Below are 16,685 nucleotides of genomic sequence, written 5' to 3'. Positions count from 1 at the left end.
GCACGACGACGGAGAGATGAGGAAAAGCTCCGGCTCGAAGGCTCCCGAACCTCGCGACGCCGCCGGACGGCGCAGAGGAGCACAGCGCTGGCCGTCTCGTTCGTCCTGGCCCTGGCCTGCGGCGTGACGAACGGTACGGCGCAGGCCGCCGAAACGGTCAAGCGGACGGCCGAGTGCCAGGGAGACTGGCTGCCGGCGACGCCGACCTCGGCGGACATCATGGCGGGCAAGGTCGAGTTCGTCGGGCTGCCGCCGGTGAAGGTGGGCAAGGACGTCAACTGGCGTACCGACCCGTACCGCAACCGGTCCTGGAGCATGGTCTTCCACTCGCTGCGCTGGATGGGCCGCCTGGTCGCCGACTACGAGACGACCGGGGAGAAGGCCTATCTGGCCCGGGCCACCGAGATCGCCAAGGACTGGGTGGCGGACAACCCCAGGGGCGGGGGGCCGAAGGCCAGCCCGTACGCCTGGCAGGAGCACCCGATCGCCCTGCGCGCCCCGGCCCTGACGTGCCTCAGCAGGCACGTCAACGAGTCCTGGCTGTCGAAGAGCCTGGCCGAGCACGCCAAGATGCTCTCCAACCCGGCCCTGTACGAGAAGGGGCACAACCATGGGATGGACCAGGACATCGCGCTGTTCGGCATCGGCTGCCGCTTCAAGAACACGACGTGGTCGAACCTGGCGCTCAGGCGGCTGACCACGACCGTCAAGCTCGACATCGACTCCCAGGGGGTGCTGCGTGAGCAGGCCCCCCGGTACGCGATCTACGTCTACGACCGGCTCAAGCTCGCGATGGAGCGCATCGAGGAGTGCGGCAGGAAGGTTCCCGGCGAGATCCGCTCCCGGTGGGAGTCTCTTGAGGACTTCATCGCCCACTCGACGCAGCCGAACGGGTTCATGGTCCCGATCGGCGACGGTGGCGCAGACGTACAGCCCTCGGGTTACGACCACCCCAAGAAGACGGTCCGGGTCTTCGGCAACGGCTATGTCTACGGGCGCACCGCCTGGGGCAAGCCGGAGTCGGCGTTCTACTCGATCCGGTTCGGCCCGGCCCTGAGGTTCCACGGCCATGAGGACCACCTGGGTGTGACCTACTACGCGCAGGGCCGTGACGTCCTGGTCGACGTGGGCTTCGACTCCTACGAGAAGACCCCCTACCGGCGTTGGACGATGTCGCCGGAGGCGCACAACACCCCCGCCGTGGTCGGTGCCCGGTTCCGTCCCAAGACGGCCAGCGCCCTGAGCAAGTCCTCGGTCGGGCAGGACAGGCAGAGTTACCGGCTGACCGACAGGGCCTACGGCGTGCCGAGGACCCGGTCGGTGCTGGTCAACCACGGCGATGACGTGATGGCGGTGCTGGACACCGTGCCCCGGGGCTCCAAGGTGAGCAACGTCTGGCACTTCGCCCGTGAAATGTCCCTGGTCTCCAACGGCGGCGGCCGGGTCGTGGTCAAGGACAAGTCCGGCTGGAAGGCGACGCTGGTCCAGCTGTCCATGCCCTCCTGCAAGCCGGTCGGCGGGCAGCGGGTGGTCTCCGGCCAGCAGAACCCCTTCCAGGGCTGGGTCTCTCCCACCTATCTGAACAAGCAGGCCGCTCCCGCGGTCCTGTCCCCCGCCACGGAGGGCGCGCTGCTCACCGTCGTGGTGCCGGGAACCGCCTCCCCCGAGGTCTCCTGCTCGGCCGGCAGGGTGCGGCTGCAGACCTCCGAGGGTCGGGTCAGCTTCAAGGTCTCGGGCGCCAACCTGTCCTGACCTCGCTCTCCGCCCGTCCGGCGAGGGGTACGGCCCAGGCCGTACCCCTCGGTTGTGAGGTCAGTCGGCGATGTGGCCCGCCCTGAGCAGGCCGTAGGTGACCGCCTGCTCAAGGGCCTGCCAGGAGGCCTCGATGATGTTCTCGTCGACGCCGACGGTCGCCCACTCACCGGTCTCGTCGCTCGACGTGATGAGGACCCTGGTCACGGCGTCCGTGCCGTGGGTGCCCTCAAGGATGCGCACCTTGAAGTCGATCAGCTCGACGGCCGCGAGCTCGGGGTAGAGCTTCTCCAGGCCGAGCCGTACGGCCTTGTCCAGGGCGTTGACCGGGCCGTTGCCCTCACCGGTCGAGACGATCCGCTCGCCCTTGGCGTGCAGCTTGACCGTGGCCTCGCTGACCAGTTCGCCGTCGCGGGTCCGCTCGACGATCACCCGCCACGACTCGACCTCGAAGTGGCGCCGCTTGCGGTCACCGGCGACGGTGTCGCGCAGCAGCAGCTCGAAGGAGGCGTCGGCCGCCTCGAAGGTGTAGCCCTTCGACTCAAGCTCCTTGACCCGTTCGACGAGGACGCGCGAGGTGTCCGGCGACAGGTCGTAGCCGAGTTCGCGCCCCTTGAGCTCGACGGAGGCGCGGCCCGCCATGTCGGAGACGAGCATGCGCATGTCGTTGCCGACCAGGGAGGGGTCGATGTGCTGGTAGAGGTTGGGGTCGACCTTGATGGCGCTGGCGTGCAGCCCGGCCTTGTGAGCGAAGGCGGAGACACCCACGTAGGGGGCGTGGGAGTTCGGGGTGACGTTGGTGACCTCGGTGATGGCGTGCGCGACGCGGGTCATGTCGGCCAGCGCCTCCTTCGGGACGAGGTCGAAGCCCCGCTTGAGCTGGAGGTTGGCGACCACGGTGAACAGGTTGGCGTTGCCCGAGCGCTCACCGTAGCCGTTGGCGCAGCCCTGTACGTGGGTGGCGCCCGCCTTCACCGCGGCCAGGGTGTTGGCCACCGCGCAGCCGGTGTCGTCGTGGCAGTGGATGCCGATCCTGGCCGTGGTCGCGACGGCGGCGGCGACGACCTCGGCGAGTTCGTCGGGGAGCATGCCGCCGTTGGTGTCGCACAGGGCGATGACCGAGGCCCCCGCCTCGGCGGCGGTGCGCAGGACTTCGAGCGCGTAGGCTGGGTTGGACTTGTAGCCGTCGAAGAAGTGCTCGGCGTCGAGGAAGACTCGCTGGCCCTCCGCACGAAGGTGAGAGACCGTGTCGCGGATCATCGCGAGGTTCTCCTGGAGAGTCGTGCGAAGGGCCAGCTCCACGTGCCGGTCGTGACTCTTGGCGACAAGGGTCACGACCGGCGCGCCGGATTCGCGCAGCGCGGCGACCAACGGGTCGTCGGCGGCCTTGACACCTGCTCGGCGGGTCGCGCCGAACGCGGCTAGCTGCGCGTGCTTCAGATCGAGCTCTGTTCGAGCCCGTCTGAAGAACTCTGTGTCCTTGGGGTTGGCTCCCGGCCAACCGCCTTCGATGAAGCCGACGCCCAGGCTGTCCAGGTGGCGGGCGATGGCCAGCTTGTCCACGACCGTGAGGTTGAGGCCCTCCTGCTGGGCACCGTCACGGAGTGTCGTGTCGTACACGTGGAAGCGGTCGTCGGCCATATCAGTCTCCTTCGCGGGGTTTCGATGTGATTCGCCGCGCGCTCTCTCGGCTCCGAGAAACAAAAAAACCCCTCACGGACGTGAGAGGTCTGCGCGCTGGCGGTGTCCTTTTTCAGCCAGCGCGCCTGCCGATAATGAGCAGACCGTAGAACATGGTGTCTTGGAGTCTGCCACACCCAACCACCACTTGACACATTGATCTCAGGATCTGGAACGCCCGTCCCGCCGGCGCGCCCGGAAACCGTTCGCGGAGACAGCTCTGACCAGCGGGAACGGCCACCCGAAGGCGACTTTCCCGGATCCGGCCGTGGGGCGGTGCCCACGCGCGCACGCCACATGGCCCGACGGCGCGCCCGCGGGCGCGGCCGGGGGAGTTCATGGGTTCAGGCCGCCGGCGGCCGGGTGGCGTCGCTGACGCTCCCGGTCGCCGGCGGCCTCGGGTCCGCGAGATCAGCAGATCTTGTGCACCCAGCCGTGGGTGTCGGGGCGGGAGCCGTACTGGATGCCGACCAGGGCTTCGCGGACCTTGGCGGTGACCGGGCCCTGGGTGCCGTCGCCGACGGTCCAGGCGCGGTCGGCGCCCTTGACCGAGCCGACCGGGCTCACCACGGCGGCGGTGCCGCAGGCGAAGACCTCGGTGAGGTCGCCGGACTCGCAGCCCGCCTGCCACTCCTCGATCGACAGGCGGCCCTCCTCGGCGGTCAGGCCGAGTTCGGCGGCCAGGGAGAGGATCGAGTCACGGGTGATGCCGGGCAGGAGGGTGCCGGTCAGGGCGGGGGTGAGCAGCCGGTCGCCGTAGACGAAGAACAGGTTCATCCCGCCCATCTCCTCGACGTAGCGGTGCTCGTTGGCGTCGAGCCAGACGACCTGGTCACAGCCCTGCTCGACGGCCTGGCGCTGCGCGACGAAGGCCGCGGCGTAGTTGCCGCCGCACTTGGCGAAGCCGGTGCCGCCGGGGGCCGCGCGGGTGTACTCGGTGGACAGCCAGACCGAGACGGCCTTGGCCGCGCCGAAGTAGGCCGCCGCGGGAGAGGCGATCACCATGTAGCGGTAGGTCCGCGAGGGGTAGTTGACGCCGAGCGCGGGCTGGGTGGCGATCATGAAGGGGCGCAGGTAGAGGCTGTGGCCCTGGGTGGTCGGCACCCATTCGCGGTCGGTCTGCACGAGCAGTTCGATCGACTCGACGAAGGCCTCCTGCGGCAGTTCGGGCATGGCCATGCGCAGCGCCGACTGGTTGAAGCGGGCGGCGTTGGCGTACGGCCTGAAGCAGGCGATCGAGCCGTTCTCCTGCCGGTAGGCCTTCAGCCCCTCGAAGAGCTCCTGGGCGTAGTGGAAGACCGACGTCGCCGGGTCGAGGCTGAGCGGGCCGTACGGCGTGAGCCGCGCGTCGTGCCAGCCCTCCCCCTCGGTGTAGTCGATGGAGATCATGTGGTCGGTGAAGGTCTGACCGAATCCGGGATTCGCCAGTACCTGCTCGCGCTCGGCCGTGGAACGAGCGTGGTCGGAGAGCTGCACGTCGAAGGTCAGCTTCTGAGCGGTGGTCATGGCGGCGGTCCTTCTCTTCGTGGCGGAGTGCACCTACGGTCCATTCTGGGACGGAGCAGGCACCGGAAAACTACTGCATATATGCCAAAATCCGGCAGCCTGCTCGGTGAGACGAACAAAAAAGACGCGCCCGGCGGCTCTGCTGAGCCACCGGGCGCGTCTGGGGTCGTGCGGGCGGCTTGTCAGCCGGCTACTCGGGCGGTGATGTCGTCGCCGATCTCGTGGGTGGTACGGCTCGCCCACCCGGTCTGGCGCTCGACCAGGTCCTCGGCCACGGCCTGCTCGACCTTGGCCGCCTCCTCGGTCAGGCCGAGGTGGTCCAGGAGCATGGCGACCGACAGGATCGTGGCGGTCGGGTCGGCCTTGCCCTGGCCCGCGATGTCCGGGGCGCTGCCGTGGACCGGCTCGAACATGCTGGGCGCGGTGCGGTCGGGGTTGACATTCCCGCTGGCCGCGAGGCCGATGCCACCGGCGACGGCGGCGCCGAGGTCGGTGATGATGTCGCCGAAGAGGTTGTCGGTGACGATCACGTCGAACCGCTCCGGCTGGGTGACGAAGAACATCGAGGCCGCGTCGACGTGGTAGTAGTCGGTGGCGACGTCGGGGTACTCAAGGCTGACCCGGTCGACGGTGCGGGACCACAGGTCACCGGCGAAGGTGAGGACGTTGGTCTTGTGGATCAGCGACAGCTTCTTGCGCGGCCTGCTGAGCGCCTTCTCGAAGGCGTAGCGGACGACGCGCTCGACACCGTAGGCGGTGTTCAGCGACTCCTGCGTGGCGATCTCGTACGGCGTGCCGCGGCGCAGCACACCACCGGCGCCCGCGTAGAGGCCCTCGGTGCCCTCGCGGATGACGACCATGTCGATGTCCTCGGGGCGGGAGCCGCCCAGCGGGGTCGCGACGCCGGGGAAGAGCTTGACCGGACGCAGGTTGACGTAGTGGTCGAGCTCGAAGCGGAGCTTGAGCAGCAACTCGCGCTCCAGGATGCCCGGCGGCACACTGGGGTCGCCGACCGCGCCGAGCAGGATCGCGTCGTAGCCGCGCAGTTCGTCGAGGACCGCCTCGGGAAGGACCTCACCGGTTCTGTGGTACCGGCCGGCACCCAGGTCGTAGGTGGTGGTCTCCACCTTCGTTCCGACGGCTTCGAGGACCTTCAGGCCCTCGGTGACGACCTCGGTCCCGATCCCGTCTCCAGGGATGACGGCCAGACGAACATTGCGCGAATCCATAACGGGCACCCTATCTGCTCTGTCTCGACAATCGAACCACCGATCTCACCCCTCGGACACTTCTCGCCCCGGAAGGCCCTGAAAAGTTTGTCCTGTTTGCGATCTTTTGACCGTTTCGTTAAGGTCCTGGCCATTCGTATCGTCGCCTAATTCGCGCAGGCCATCCCCCTCTTTCGGTCCGCGCGGAGCCGGGGAACCACTTCCGGGGTCCACGGGGCGTCCGAGCCGCACTCCGTCTGGCGGAGCACGTTTCCGGCGTTTTCCACGAGGCCCCTCGGGGCGAGTCGGCGCCACCACGCGCCGTAGGGCGACCTCCACGCCCGAGCCCGACAGCTCACCCGGCCGGCCCTATGGAAGGAACGGTCCTGAACGGCAAGACCTACCCCCGTGTCCTGACCCTGATCGTCACCGGCTCGACCATCCTCGCGACACCCGCCGTCGCACTGGCGGACTCCTCCCTCACCACCTCCTCCCCCACTCCTCTCCTCGCGCTCGCCGCCGCCGGATTCGCCCTCGCGCACCCGGCCCCCACCGCGGAGAGCTCCCGGACCCCGCTCACCGCTCCCGCCGTCGAACCCGCCCCGGCCGGCTTCTCCGGGACCGCGCGGAAGGTCCCGGCCTGGAAGAAGGCGCTGAACTGGGCGATGTCCAAGCGCGGCACACCGTACGTCTGGGGCGGCACGGGCAGGGGCGGCTTCGACTGCTCGGGCCTGATGCTCCGCGCGTACGGCGCCGCGGGCATCCGGCTGCCCCGCACGACGACCCAGCAGTACTCCGCGTTCGCCAGGAAGATCTCCTGGAAGAACCTCAAACCCGGTGACCTGGTCTTCTTCCACAACCTCGGTCACGTCGGCATGATCACCAAGCCCGGTTACATGGTCCACGCCCCGCGCAGCGGCGACGTGGTCAAGGTGGAGAAGCTGCAGGCCTGGCGCCGCGCCAGCTTCGCGGGAGCCGTACGGCCGGACCCCAAGGGGGTCGAACTCGCCGACGAGCGGGCCGAGCTGGACACGGCGATCAGGCAGTCGACCCAGGCCGGTACGGCCCTCGCCCGCTGACCCACGCCTCTCCCGGTCCCGGGCGCCGCACCGCCCGTGGCCTCGGAGGGACCCGGCTCAGGAGGAGTGCGGGGGCACTCCGCCGTTGTCGCGGCGGTCCAGCGCGGTCTGCAGGGCCTGGGCGGCCTCGTTCTCGTTGTCCTCGGGACGGTTCCAGGGATACATGTCGTACATGACGCTTCTCGTCTCGTTCGCACGGAGCTGGCTGAAGGAGGAAGGGGAGCCTGGACCCTGGTCACGGGCCCTCATCGGATCGCGGATCCGGATCACGGATCGACGGGAAACCGGGGCCGACGAACGCCATCACACCGCGGCGAGTTGCCGGCCCGCCCCTGTGTCAGGCCTCGCCGCGGCAGGTAATAAGTACGAGAACCTGGCGCATTACCAGCCATAATAACCGGCCCTCCGCAATCTGTCTCACCCCTCGTGCAGGCTTCTCATATATTGAGACGAGGCTCGGCCGGAAAAGCAGACGGCCGCCGCCCCGCGAACGGGGACGGCGGCCGTGGGAGCCGTGCTCCGGGATCAGTCGGCCAGGTCGACCGAGCGGCCGCTGTCGGCGCCGATCTCGCCGCCGATCTGGTCGATCACCTCGGCCGGGATGGCGGAGTCGACGGTCAGCGCGATGAGGGCCTTGCCGCCCTTGGCGTCCCTGGCGACCTGCATGGAGGCGATGTTGATGCCGTGGTCGCCGAGGATGCGGCCGACGACGCCGACGACGCCGGGGCGGTCGTCGTAGGTGAAGAACGACAGGTGGTCGGTCGGCTCGATCTCCATCTGGTAGCCGTTGACCTCGACGATCTTCGTGACCTGCCGCGGGCCGGAGAGCGTGCCGGAGACCGAGACGGCGCGGCCGTCGGCCAGGACACCGCGGACGGTCACCACGTTGCGCCAGTCGGGGCTCTCCGCGCTGGTCACCAGCTCGACGGTGACGCCGCGGTCCTTGGCCAGGAGCGGGGCGTTGACGTAGGTGACGGAGTCCTCGATCACGTCGGTGAAGACGCCCTTGAGGGCGGCCAGCTCCAGCACGCGGACGTCCTGGGAGGCGATCTCACCGCGCACCTCGACGTCGAGCCTGGTGGCGACCTCACCGGCGAGGGCGGTGAAGACGCGGCCGAGCTTCTCCGCCAGTGGCAGACCCGGCTTGACGTCCTCGGCGACGGCGCCGCCCTGGACGTTGACGGCGTCCGGCACGAACTCGCCGGCCAGGGCCAGCTTCACGCTGCGCGCGACCTGGGTGCCGGCCTTCTCCTGGGCCTCGTGGGTCGAGGCGCCCAGGTGCGGGGTGACGACGACCTGGTCCAGCTCGAACAGCGGGCTGTCGGTGACGGGCTCCTTGGGGAACACGTCGATGCCCGCGCCCGCGACGCGGCCTTCCTTGATCGCGGAGTAGAGGGCGCCCTCGTCGATGATGCCGCCACGCGCGACGTTGATCAGGCGAACCGACGGCTTGACCTGGTGCAGCTCACGGTCACCGATGAGCCCGACGGTCTCCTTGGACTTGGGCAGGTGCACGGTGATGAAGTCGGACTCGCGCAGGACCTCTTCGAGGGAGGCCAGCCTGACGCCCATCTGCGCGGCGCGGGCGGGCTGCAGGTAGGGGTCGTAGGCGATCAGCTCGACGCCGAACGGCTGCAGGCGCTGGGCGACCAGCTGGCCGATCTTGCCGAGACCGAGGATGCCGACGACCTTCTCGTCCAGCTCGACGCCGGTGTACTTCGAACGCTTCCACTCGCCGCCCTTGAGCGCGGCGTGGGCCTGGGCGACGTTGCGGGCCGAGGCGAGGATCAGCGCGACGGTGTGCTCGGCGGCGCTGGTGATGTTGGAGGTGGGGGCGTTGACGACCATGACGCCTGCCTTGGTCGCGGCCTCAACGTCGACGTTGTCGAGTCCGACGCCCGCGCGGGCGACGACGCGGAGCTTGGGCGCGGCGGCGATCGCCTCCGCGTCCACCTGGGTGGCGCTGCGCACGATGAGCGCGTCCACGTCGGCGAGGGCGGGCAGGAACTTGGCGCGGTCGGCGCCGTCGGTGTGGCGGACCTCGAAGTCGGCTCCCAGGACGGCGAGACCTGCCTCGGAGAGTTCCTCTGCGACCAGTACGACGGGCTTGTTCACGGGCTGGATCCTTTGGAGACGTGGAGGCTGCGGACGGACCTCACGTAGTCTATCGAGGCTTGTGAACGCGTTCACGAGTGTCCCGCGATCCGAGACGGTTACCCACTTCGTACACCTTCTATGCCTACAAAATTCATCTTGGTCTTGATCTAGATAAAACTTCGCGATTACCCTGATAAGCCGTGGTTCTCTACCTAAGGTTCCGTGTATGAGCATCGGGAACCCCGCTCTCGGCGACGTACTCTCGCAACACGGCAGCCCGCACCGGCTGCTGACGGCGCTGGCCGAATACGGGCTCCTCGTGGCCGTGCGCCCTGATCGCTCCGTCGTGCTCGGCACGACCCAGACCGGCGAACGGGTCCTGCTCGGCTACACCTCGCAGAGCACCTACGCGCGCCACCGCGGCAACCACGCCCTGTCGGCGTGCGACGCCGACACCATCCTCGACATCCAGCGTGCCACCGGCGTGCGCGAGATCGTGATCGACGCCGCCGGTCCGGCGGCGGCGGCCGTACCGATCGAGGATCTCCAGCGCCACCTGCTCTCCACCCGCACCGGCCCGACGCCCGCGCTGTCGAGCACGGCCCCGACGGCCTACGCGACCGGAGCGATGGCCACGGTCCCGCGTGCCTCCGTGCCTCCGGTCGTCCCCGTGGCTCCGGCGACCCCGGTGGCTCCCACAGTCGCTCCCGCAGTGACTCCCTCGGCGGGCCGGCGCACCGGCCCGGCCCCCGTGCCGCCCGCGCCCGCCGCCCAGCCGTGGATCCCCGCGCCGCGTCCCCACCTGTCGGGCCCGATGCAGATGGTCGATCCCGGCTACGGGCGCTGCACGCACCCGATCCTGCCCGCGCTGCGCTTCGCGATCTCCTACGTGCTCGCCGACTACCCGCTCGTGCACCACGTGTGGATCTCCGAGGCCAAGACCTCCTCGGGGGCCCCCGGGATCATGCTGCACGTCAAGGTGCACATGTCGGCGGCCGAGGACGTGGTCAGGGACATCCACCGCGGGGTGCGCGCCCGGCTGCCGCAGCTGGCCGCCAGCGAGGCGCCGATCCTGATGGCCAGGGTCGCCGACGCCCGCAGCGAGCAGCGGATGATCGAGATCGGCGCCCACGTGGTCTGCGCGGGCACCACCGACTGAACCGGACAGGTGGCGGCCCGTTCAGGGGCGGGCCGCCACCTGTCCGCCTGACTAACCCAGCCGCCGGGTCAGCGTGACCCCGGTCCTGGCGAAGGCCAGGGCGATCAGTCCCGCCAGCAGCGGCAGCCCGACCCCGACGGCGACGAGGGAAGGCCACGGAACGCTGAGGACCATCTCAAGCTTGGGGTAGGCGACCCCGTTGAACCCGACCTCCCGGTAGTCGTTGCGCTGCACGACCGACTGGCTCGCCATGGCGAACCCGGGCAGCAGGCCGACCAGCAGACCGAGGGGCACCCCGAGGCCCGCGACGAACACCGCCTGCCCCGCCGCGACCGCCCGGCGGGTGCGGGGCCGGGCCCCGACCGCCGAGAGCATGTCCAGGTCGGGCCGTGCGTCGGCGGCGGCGAGGCCCGAGGCGGCGAGCGTACCGCCGAGCACCACGAGCGAGGCCAGCGCCCCCATGACCCACAGGGTGGGATCGATCCTGCCGGAGTCCACGCTCCCCGCCGTCGTGACCGTGACGTCGGGGGTGATCACGCGTATCGCCTCGCTGAGCCGCCGCTCCCGCTCCGGGTCGGGACGGCCGCCCTCCGGGCGAACGATGAACCCGATGAGGCCGGGGACGTAGCCCGCCCTGGTCACCGCCGCCTCCGGCGCCACCCCGAGCACCAGCGCGGGCCCCTGGACGGTGGCGCCGACCGCAGGCATGGTGACCGCGGGCTTCTCGCCCCCCACCGGGAGCCTCCGGACGGCCAACCGGACCTCCCCGTTCCTGACCACGGCCGGATCGAAGATCACCACCTTGCCCTCGGCCAGCGCGACCTCCGCCGCCCGGTCGGTACGGCCCAGCAGGAGGCGCAGCAGGTCTGGGCCGCCCACTGGCAGAGTGCCCAGCGGCCCCCACAAGGTGAAGCATTTCCGACAGGAACGGCGCTCCAGCGCGAAGTCCAGCGCCCCGCCCTCCCCGTCGAGTGCCTGGTACGTCGCGAGCGGCGTCGTCCTCGGGAACACCTCGGCGACGAGCGGCCTGATCCGCTCCCAGGTCTCCTTGGGGACGTCGTCCCCGTAGATAACGGTCGTGCCCTGGGGGTAGCCGGTCCGGTAGTGCCGTTCCCCCGTCGCGACGCTGCTGGTGGCGCCGACGGCGACCGTGCTGAACGCCGCGGCGGCGGCCAGCACCGCCACCACGGCGGGAGCCGTACGGCCCCGGTTGCGGGAGGCGTCCCTGACGGCCAGCCGAAGGGGAAGCGGGAGCCCTCCGGCCAGCCCGCCGATCCACCTGACCAGCCAGGGCGTCACCATGACCAGGCCGAGCAGGCCCAGCGCCCCACCGAGATAGATCCACGCCTCGATGCTCACCGTCCCGTAGAGCATCGCCGCGGTTCCCGCCGTGAGCAGGACCAGGCCGGCCAGTGGACGGCCCGCCCGGTCACGCGCCGTGGGACGCCTGCCCGCGAGCACCGTGACCGCGTCCGTCCTGGCCGCCTGCACCGCGGGCACCACAGCCGCCGCGACCCCGCTGACCAGGCCGAGCACGGCGACCGGCACGATCTGCCCGACAGGCACCTCGAACGGCCCCAGCTCACCGGCGGGCCAGATCCCCATGACGACCGCGATCACCCTGGCGGCGCCGACGCCGAGGACCGGGCCGAGCACGGCGGCGACCAGTCCCAGGGTCAGCCCGTCGGCCAGCACGACCAGTTTGAGGTGCCGGGCCGAGGCGCCCTGGGCGGACAGGAGCGCGAGTTCCCTGCGGCGACGGCGGATGCCCACCGCGAAGGCGGGGCCCGCGAGCAGCACGACCTCGATCACGGCCAGCACGATCCCCGAGACGGCCGAGACCATCCCCGAGGTGGTCCATGCCGTTCCTCCCCAATGGAAGGCGAGGGCCTGTCCCGGGCCCTTCCCCACCGAGGGCGGGTCGGCGAGCACCGCCGACGACATCGCGGCGATCCCGGCCTGGTTGAGGCGGAGCGTCCCCGCCCAGGTGAGCGGGGCGGGCAGGTCGGCCAGCCAGGCGTCGTCCGTGCCGGACCCGCCGGACGAGGCCGGCAACAGCGAGCCGGGGAGTCCGATGAGCGAGCCGCCGTACTCGGTCCGCTGTTCGACCACCCTGCCCACCACGTGTTTCGTCACGCCGCGGCGGGTGTAGCGGATCGTCGCCCCGACGGGGACATTCCTGGAGGCGGTGGCCACGACCTCGTCGGCGCTCCGCGGGTAGCGTCCCTGGATCAGGGGGAACATGCCCTTCGTCATCGGGTCCCGCAGGTCCAGCTCGACGACGCCGATGGGGGTGTACCTGCCGCCCGTCGAGTACTCCTCGTCGGCCGAACGTACCGGGATGACTCGCGCCCCCTGGCCGAGCAGGGCCTGGATCCGCTCCTGGGATCTCGGCTCCGCCCGCCGCTCGCCGTACGGTTCCCAGCTTTCGCCGAGCACATCCTGCCGGATCGGTCGGCTCTCCCCCGTGTCGACCAGCCGGGCGTCGGCCGCGCCGAGGAGCATGGGGACCTGCTCCTCGGGCGTCAGCTCACGGGTGGCGAAGATGGTGAGGGCCGCGGTGACGGCCAGGACCGGGAGGCCGATCATGACCACGATGAGCGCGCTGCGCGCCTTGGCGCGCCAGATGTCCCTGCGGGAGATCCGCAGCGCGGCGAACAGGGCGCTCATCGGGCGCTCTCCATGGGGGCGGAGGTCATGTCGGCGATCTCCCCGTCGCGCAGGAAGACCACCCGGTCGGCCCAGGCCGCGTAGCGGGGCTCGTGGGTGACGAGGAGGACCGCCGCTCCCGCGTCGCAGCGGGTGCGCAGGAGCTGGAGGACCTCGTCGCCGGTCGGGGTGTCTAGGGCGCCGGTCGGCTCGTCGGCCAGGATCAGCCTCCGTTGGCCGGCCAGCGCGCGGGCGATGGCGACCCGCTGGCGCTGGCCGCCGGAGATCTCGTCGGGGAAGCGGTCGGCGACGTCGGCGAGGCCGACCTCGGCCAGTACCTCCCTCGCCTCCCGCCGGGCCTGGGCCGCCCTGACGCCGTCCAGCTCACGCGGGAGCATGACGTTCTCCACGGCGGTCAGCGAGGGGATCAGGTTCAGGTCCTGGAAGACGTAGCCGACGTGGCGGCGGCGGAGCCCGGCGAGGTCCGCGGCCCGCATGCCCGTCAGCGACGTGCCCTCGACGGCCACCTCGCCCGAGGTCGGGGTGTCGAGGCCGCCCGCGAGGTTGAGCAGCGTGGACTTGCCCGACCCCGAATTATCGCACTTCTTTTTCGTAGAATGAAGAGGAAAGGCAGGCCGGAGAGGAAGGGAACGATATAGCGATGGCGACCAAGACCAAGGCCCCCACCAAAGCCAAGGTTGAGCAACAAGCGCGTATTACCGTTATCAAAGAGGCGATGCTGAACGGTGGCCCCATGTCGATTGACGGGGTTGACGGGCATTGGAACGCCGCAGGTGACGTGTGGACCGCTAATGACCCCACGGTGGGTAAGACCCTGATTTTGGTGCGGATCTCCGACGCCGAGGAAGAGGAGATCAACGGTGTAGCGCGTCAGATCGAGGACACGTGCAACCTGACCGCCCGCCGTGGCTCAAAGGTCGGCATGATCCTTGTTGAGAATGACACCAGCGCATTCAAGCGACGCAAGATCAAGCTTCCCAACGGGGAAAGCCAGCTCCGGACCGTTCGCCCCAAATTCAGGTTCGCCCTCAGGATCCTTAGCGAGGGCAGATACCGCCGCTTCACGACCTACCACCTTGACCGCACCGTGCGTGACCCAAGGGACCTAGAAGACCTCATTGACGTAGTCGAGGCTTCACGCCCGCGCATCATCGCCGACTCATTCACCGGCAGTCTCAGACTGGCTAACGACAGCGACATCACCTCAGCGCGAATTCACTGTGCCATCGCCAACGGGGCATCCCGCGACACCGTGCGCAGGGTAAGCCGTGCCCGCAAGGAGCAGGCCCAAGAGGGACGATTCGGCGGAGGCCGACGCCGCTACGGGTTCGAGCCCGATGGGATCACGCACCGCAAGCACGAAGCCGACGCCATCGCCAAGTATCACGACATCGCGCTCACAGGCATCGCCGTCAAAGAGCTTGCACGCGACATGAACGCAGCCGGTTTGCGGACGACCACAGGAAAGCCGTGGAGCGCACCACTAGCGCGCGAAATGCTGCTACGCCCCTGCAACGCAGGACTTTGTGTGTTTCGGCCAGTAACTCCCTTGAACCCGTTCCAAGGAGCAGAAGACGAAGAGGACTACGACGAGGAGATTCCCGACCTGCCAACGCATTACACGCCTGATGAGGTTGTGGGGACTCTGCCGGGTGATCCGATCGTCAAGCCGGAGAACTATTGGCGCCTGGTGAACATGTGGACTGACCCTGACCGCCGCACCAGCCCAGGAAACACACCCGTATCACTTGGCTCATGCATCTACCTGTGTCCGTGTGGGGAGGTGATGACCCCACAGAACAAGAAGTGGAAGCGCAAGGACCGCAAGACCGGCGAGGTCATCCGCATTGATGAAGAGAAGACATACCGCTGCCAGGGGCTCGGGAAAGGACACGCCGGTCAGAGGCCCAGGAAAGGACACGTCGTGTGTCAGCGTGAGGAACTTGACGCATTGGTGGTCGCCACGCTCAAAGAGCTGATCCGCATCTCCGACCCCGCCGACATCATCGGCCACCCCGCCACCCCAGCAGCCGATATCCCCACTCTCCGCGCGGAAATGGCAACACACCAGGCGCGGCTACGGGAGATCAGCGCCGACCGCGAAGCCGACCTCATCAGCCGGGCGCAGATGCTTGAGATGACCGCCAAGCGCCGCAAGAAGATGGAAACGACGAAGGCCAGGCTTGACCAGGCGCTTGCCGATGTCCACCCCGCCTCGAAGCTCATCGGCGCAGAGGATATCGATGGCGCATGGGAAGACCTCGATCTCGGTGAACAGCGCGAGATCTGCCGTCGCATGCTGGTAGTGACCGTTCTGCCTGTCGGGCGGGGAAAGCGATTGCCCATCCGAGAGCGAGTCACCATCACCAAGCGTCCCCGCGACGTGCAAGACGCCGCCTAACCCGGAAATGACTACTGCCCCGGTCAATCCCGACCGGGGCAGTAGTCACTTGAACTAGCGATGATTCTTGAAGACCAGCGCGAGATAATCCCGATCTTCGTCGGCCAGTGGCCCTAGCTCTGCCACTGTCCGCCTAACCCACTCTTGATCATCATCCGTCAGCCGATAGCCAGACGATGATCCACTGACTACCTGCGCCCCCGAGCCGCCCCCGACAACTTCACGGGCGCCAGCCGATCGACGCGACCGCTTGCCCGCCCCACGTTCCGCCCCACGATCACCAACTGAGAGCAACCCCTCAGCGCCCGTCCCGCTCCCCTTCCCAGCCGCCTACACAACGTAACAATTACCGCCCCCGTGACCACGCACAGTAGCCACGGGGCTTCCGTGCTGCCCCCCGCCCGTACCCCACCCACCCGCCCAACCCCGCGACCGCCACCCGCCGCGCGCCCCTTCCCCTCACCCCAAACGCCGAATGGTGCTTCGCACGCCCTTCTCAACCAGCGCCACCCCGCACCGCACCCACGCCGATCACCTCACGGCCTGTCCTTCTCCCACTTGTCATCCTCACGCCGAGACAAGCCCCGCACTATGGCCAGCACGATCATCACGAAGACCGCAATCCCGCCGAACAGCAGCGCGATCTTCACCAGCATCCCGATAAAGATCGCGATCACGAACCACCACTCAGGAGCCATGACGCCCACCCTCTCGACCGTTACCGCCACCGTCTCGGCGCTTGGCCACCACCGCCAGCACCACCGCCACACCCACCGCGTTCACCACCGCCGCCATGACCACCATGGTCTTCACCAACCCCACCCCCGCCGTCACCACCACCCCCAACCCCAACGCCAGCACCATCACCAGCACCCCCAACCTCGAATCCACCTCAGACACCCGACCCGTCCTGTTCCGCCGGACACCGGCGCCGCGACACCTCCACCAACGCCCCGCGCCGCCACAACCAACACGTCTCGTGCGCCGTGAACCGCCGCAACACGGCCACCTCCGCACCCCTCACCTGCGACCGGGCAGCACACCACGCCGACACCTGCGACCACCGCCCCACGTGCGTCTGATTCTCCAACCCCGAACTCTCGATGATCGTCACCCAGTACGCCCCTCCGGGT

Annotated in this window: 11 protein-coding genes, 1 pseudogene and 1 riboswitch; of the genes and pseudogenes, 4 read left to right on the top strand and 8 right to left on the bottom strand. The window is 69.1% G+C overall.

Annotation, left to right across the window (positions count from 1 at the left end; all coding sequences use genetic code 11):
• Nucleotides 1-123 precede the first annotated feature (123 nt).
• Entirely contained in the window at nucleotides 124-1,752 is a 1,629-nt protein-coding gene (locus tag ABT340_RS09540) for a heparinase II/III family protein (RefSeq protein WP_352010251.1), read from the top strand.
• 60 nt (nucleotides 1,753-1,812) lie between these two features.
• On the opposite strand, the gene cimA is transcribed toward ABT340_RS09540, so the two are convergent.
• From cimA to ABT340_RS09525, 3 genes are all read right to left on the bottom strand, one after another.
• Complete coding sequence (gene cimA, locus ABT340_RS09535; protein ID WP_352010250.1) at nucleotides 1,813-3,393, bottom strand: citramalate synthase; 1,581 nt, start codon at nucleotides 3,391-3,393, stop codon at nucleotides 1,813-1,815.
• Between the two features lie 450 nt (nucleotides 3,394-3,843).
• Nucleotides 3,844-4,938 (bottom strand): branched-chain amino acid aminotransferase, encoded by a 1,095-nt coding sequence (locus ABT340_RS09530; protein WP_352010249.1) that lies wholly within the window; start codon nucleotides 4,936-4,938, stop codon nucleotides 3,844-3,846.
• A 182-nt stretch (nucleotides 4,939-5,120) separates the two neighbouring features.
• Nucleotides 5,121-6,167 (bottom strand): 3-isopropylmalate dehydrogenase, encoded by a 1,047-nt coding sequence (locus ABT340_RS09525; RefSeq protein WP_352010248.1) that lies wholly within the window; start codon nucleotides 6,165-6,167, stop codon nucleotides 5,121-5,123.
• A 148-nt stretch (nucleotides 6,168-6,315) separates the two neighbouring features.
• A riboswitch (cyclic di-AMP (ydaO/yuaA leader) is annotated at nucleotides 6,316-6,530 on the top strand.
• On the opposite strand from ABT340_RS09525, the gene ABT340_RS09520 reads away from it, so the two are divergent.
• Nucleotides 6,518-7,225 (top strand): C40 family peptidase, encoded by a 708-nt coding sequence (locus tag ABT340_RS09520; protein WP_352010247.1) that lies wholly within the window; start codon nucleotides 6,518-6,520, stop codon nucleotides 7,223-7,225. Its footprint overlaps the riboswitch before it by 13 nt.
• Before the next feature lie 525 nt (nucleotides 7,226-7,750).
• On the opposite strand, the gene serA is transcribed toward ABT340_RS09520, so the two are convergent.
• Nucleotides 7,751-9,340: a phosphoglycerate dehydrogenase gene (serA, locus tag ABT340_RS09515; RefSeq protein ID WP_352010246.1), complete on the bottom strand. Its 1,590-nt coding sequence runs from the start codon at nucleotides 9,338-9,340 to the stop codon at nucleotides 7,751-7,753.
• 208 nt (nucleotides 9,341-9,548) lie between these two features.
• Here serA and ABT340_RS09510 point away from each other — a divergent pair, with 208 nt between their 5' ends.
• Nucleotides 9,549-10,481, top strand: coding sequence for a hypothetical protein (locus ABT340_RS09510; protein ID WP_352010245.1), 933 nt, complete (start codon nucleotides 9,549-9,551; stop codon nucleotides 10,479-10,481).
• A 51-nt stretch (nucleotides 10,482-10,532) separates the two neighbouring features.
• On the opposite strand, the gene ABT340_RS09505 is transcribed toward ABT340_RS09510, so the two are convergent.
• The gene (locus tag ABT340_RS09505; protein ID WP_352010244.1) at nucleotides 10,533-13,151 is read right to left on the bottom strand and encodes an FtsX-like permease family protein; all 2,619 of its coding nucleotides are present in this window, start codon (nucleotides 13,149-13,151) and stop codon (nucleotides 10,533-10,535) included.
• Nucleotides 13,148-13,723: pseudogene (locus ABT340_RS09500) on the bottom strand (ABC transporter ATP-binding protein); the annotation flags it as partial. The gene ABT340_RS09505 and the pseudogene ABT340_RS09500, both read right to left, overlap by 4 nt.
• A 68-nt stretch (nucleotides 13,724-13,791) precedes the next feature.
• Here ABT340_RS09500 and ABT340_RS09495 point away from each other — a divergent pair.
• Nucleotides 13,792-15,552: a recombinase family protein gene (locus ABT340_RS09495; protein ID WP_352010243.1), complete on the top strand. Its 1,761-nt coding sequence runs from the start codon at nucleotides 13,792-13,794 to the stop codon at nucleotides 15,550-15,552.
• 536 nt (nucleotides 15,553-16,088) lie between these two features.
• Here the strand turns inward: ABT340_RS09495 and ABT340_RS09490 are convergent.
• Together ABT340_RS09490 and ABT340_RS09485 are read right to left on the bottom strand one after the other, a co-directional pair.
• Entirely contained in the window at nucleotides 16,089-16,250 is a 162-nt protein-coding gene (locus ABT340_RS09490) for a hypothetical protein (RefSeq protein ID WP_352010242.1), read from the bottom strand.
• Nucleotides 16,240-16,452, bottom strand: a complete 213-nt coding sequence (locus ABT340_RS09485; RefSeq protein ID WP_352010241.1) for a hypothetical protein — start codon at nucleotides 16,450-16,452, stop codon at nucleotides 16,240-16,242. Before ABT340_RS09485 ends, ABT340_RS09490 begins: the two co-directional genes overlap by 11 nt.
• Between the last annotated feature and the right edge of the window lie 233 nt (nucleotides 16,453-16,685).

Origin of the sequence: Streptosporangium sp. NPDC000239 (assembly GCF_040300765.1) — a bacterium.
Lineage (GTDB): Bacteria > Actinomycetota > Actinomycetes > Streptosporangiales > Streptosporangiaceae > Streptosporangium.
The sequence above is the reverse complement of the archived record's forward strand: the minus strand, read 5'-3'. Positions and strand labels throughout refer to the sequence as shown.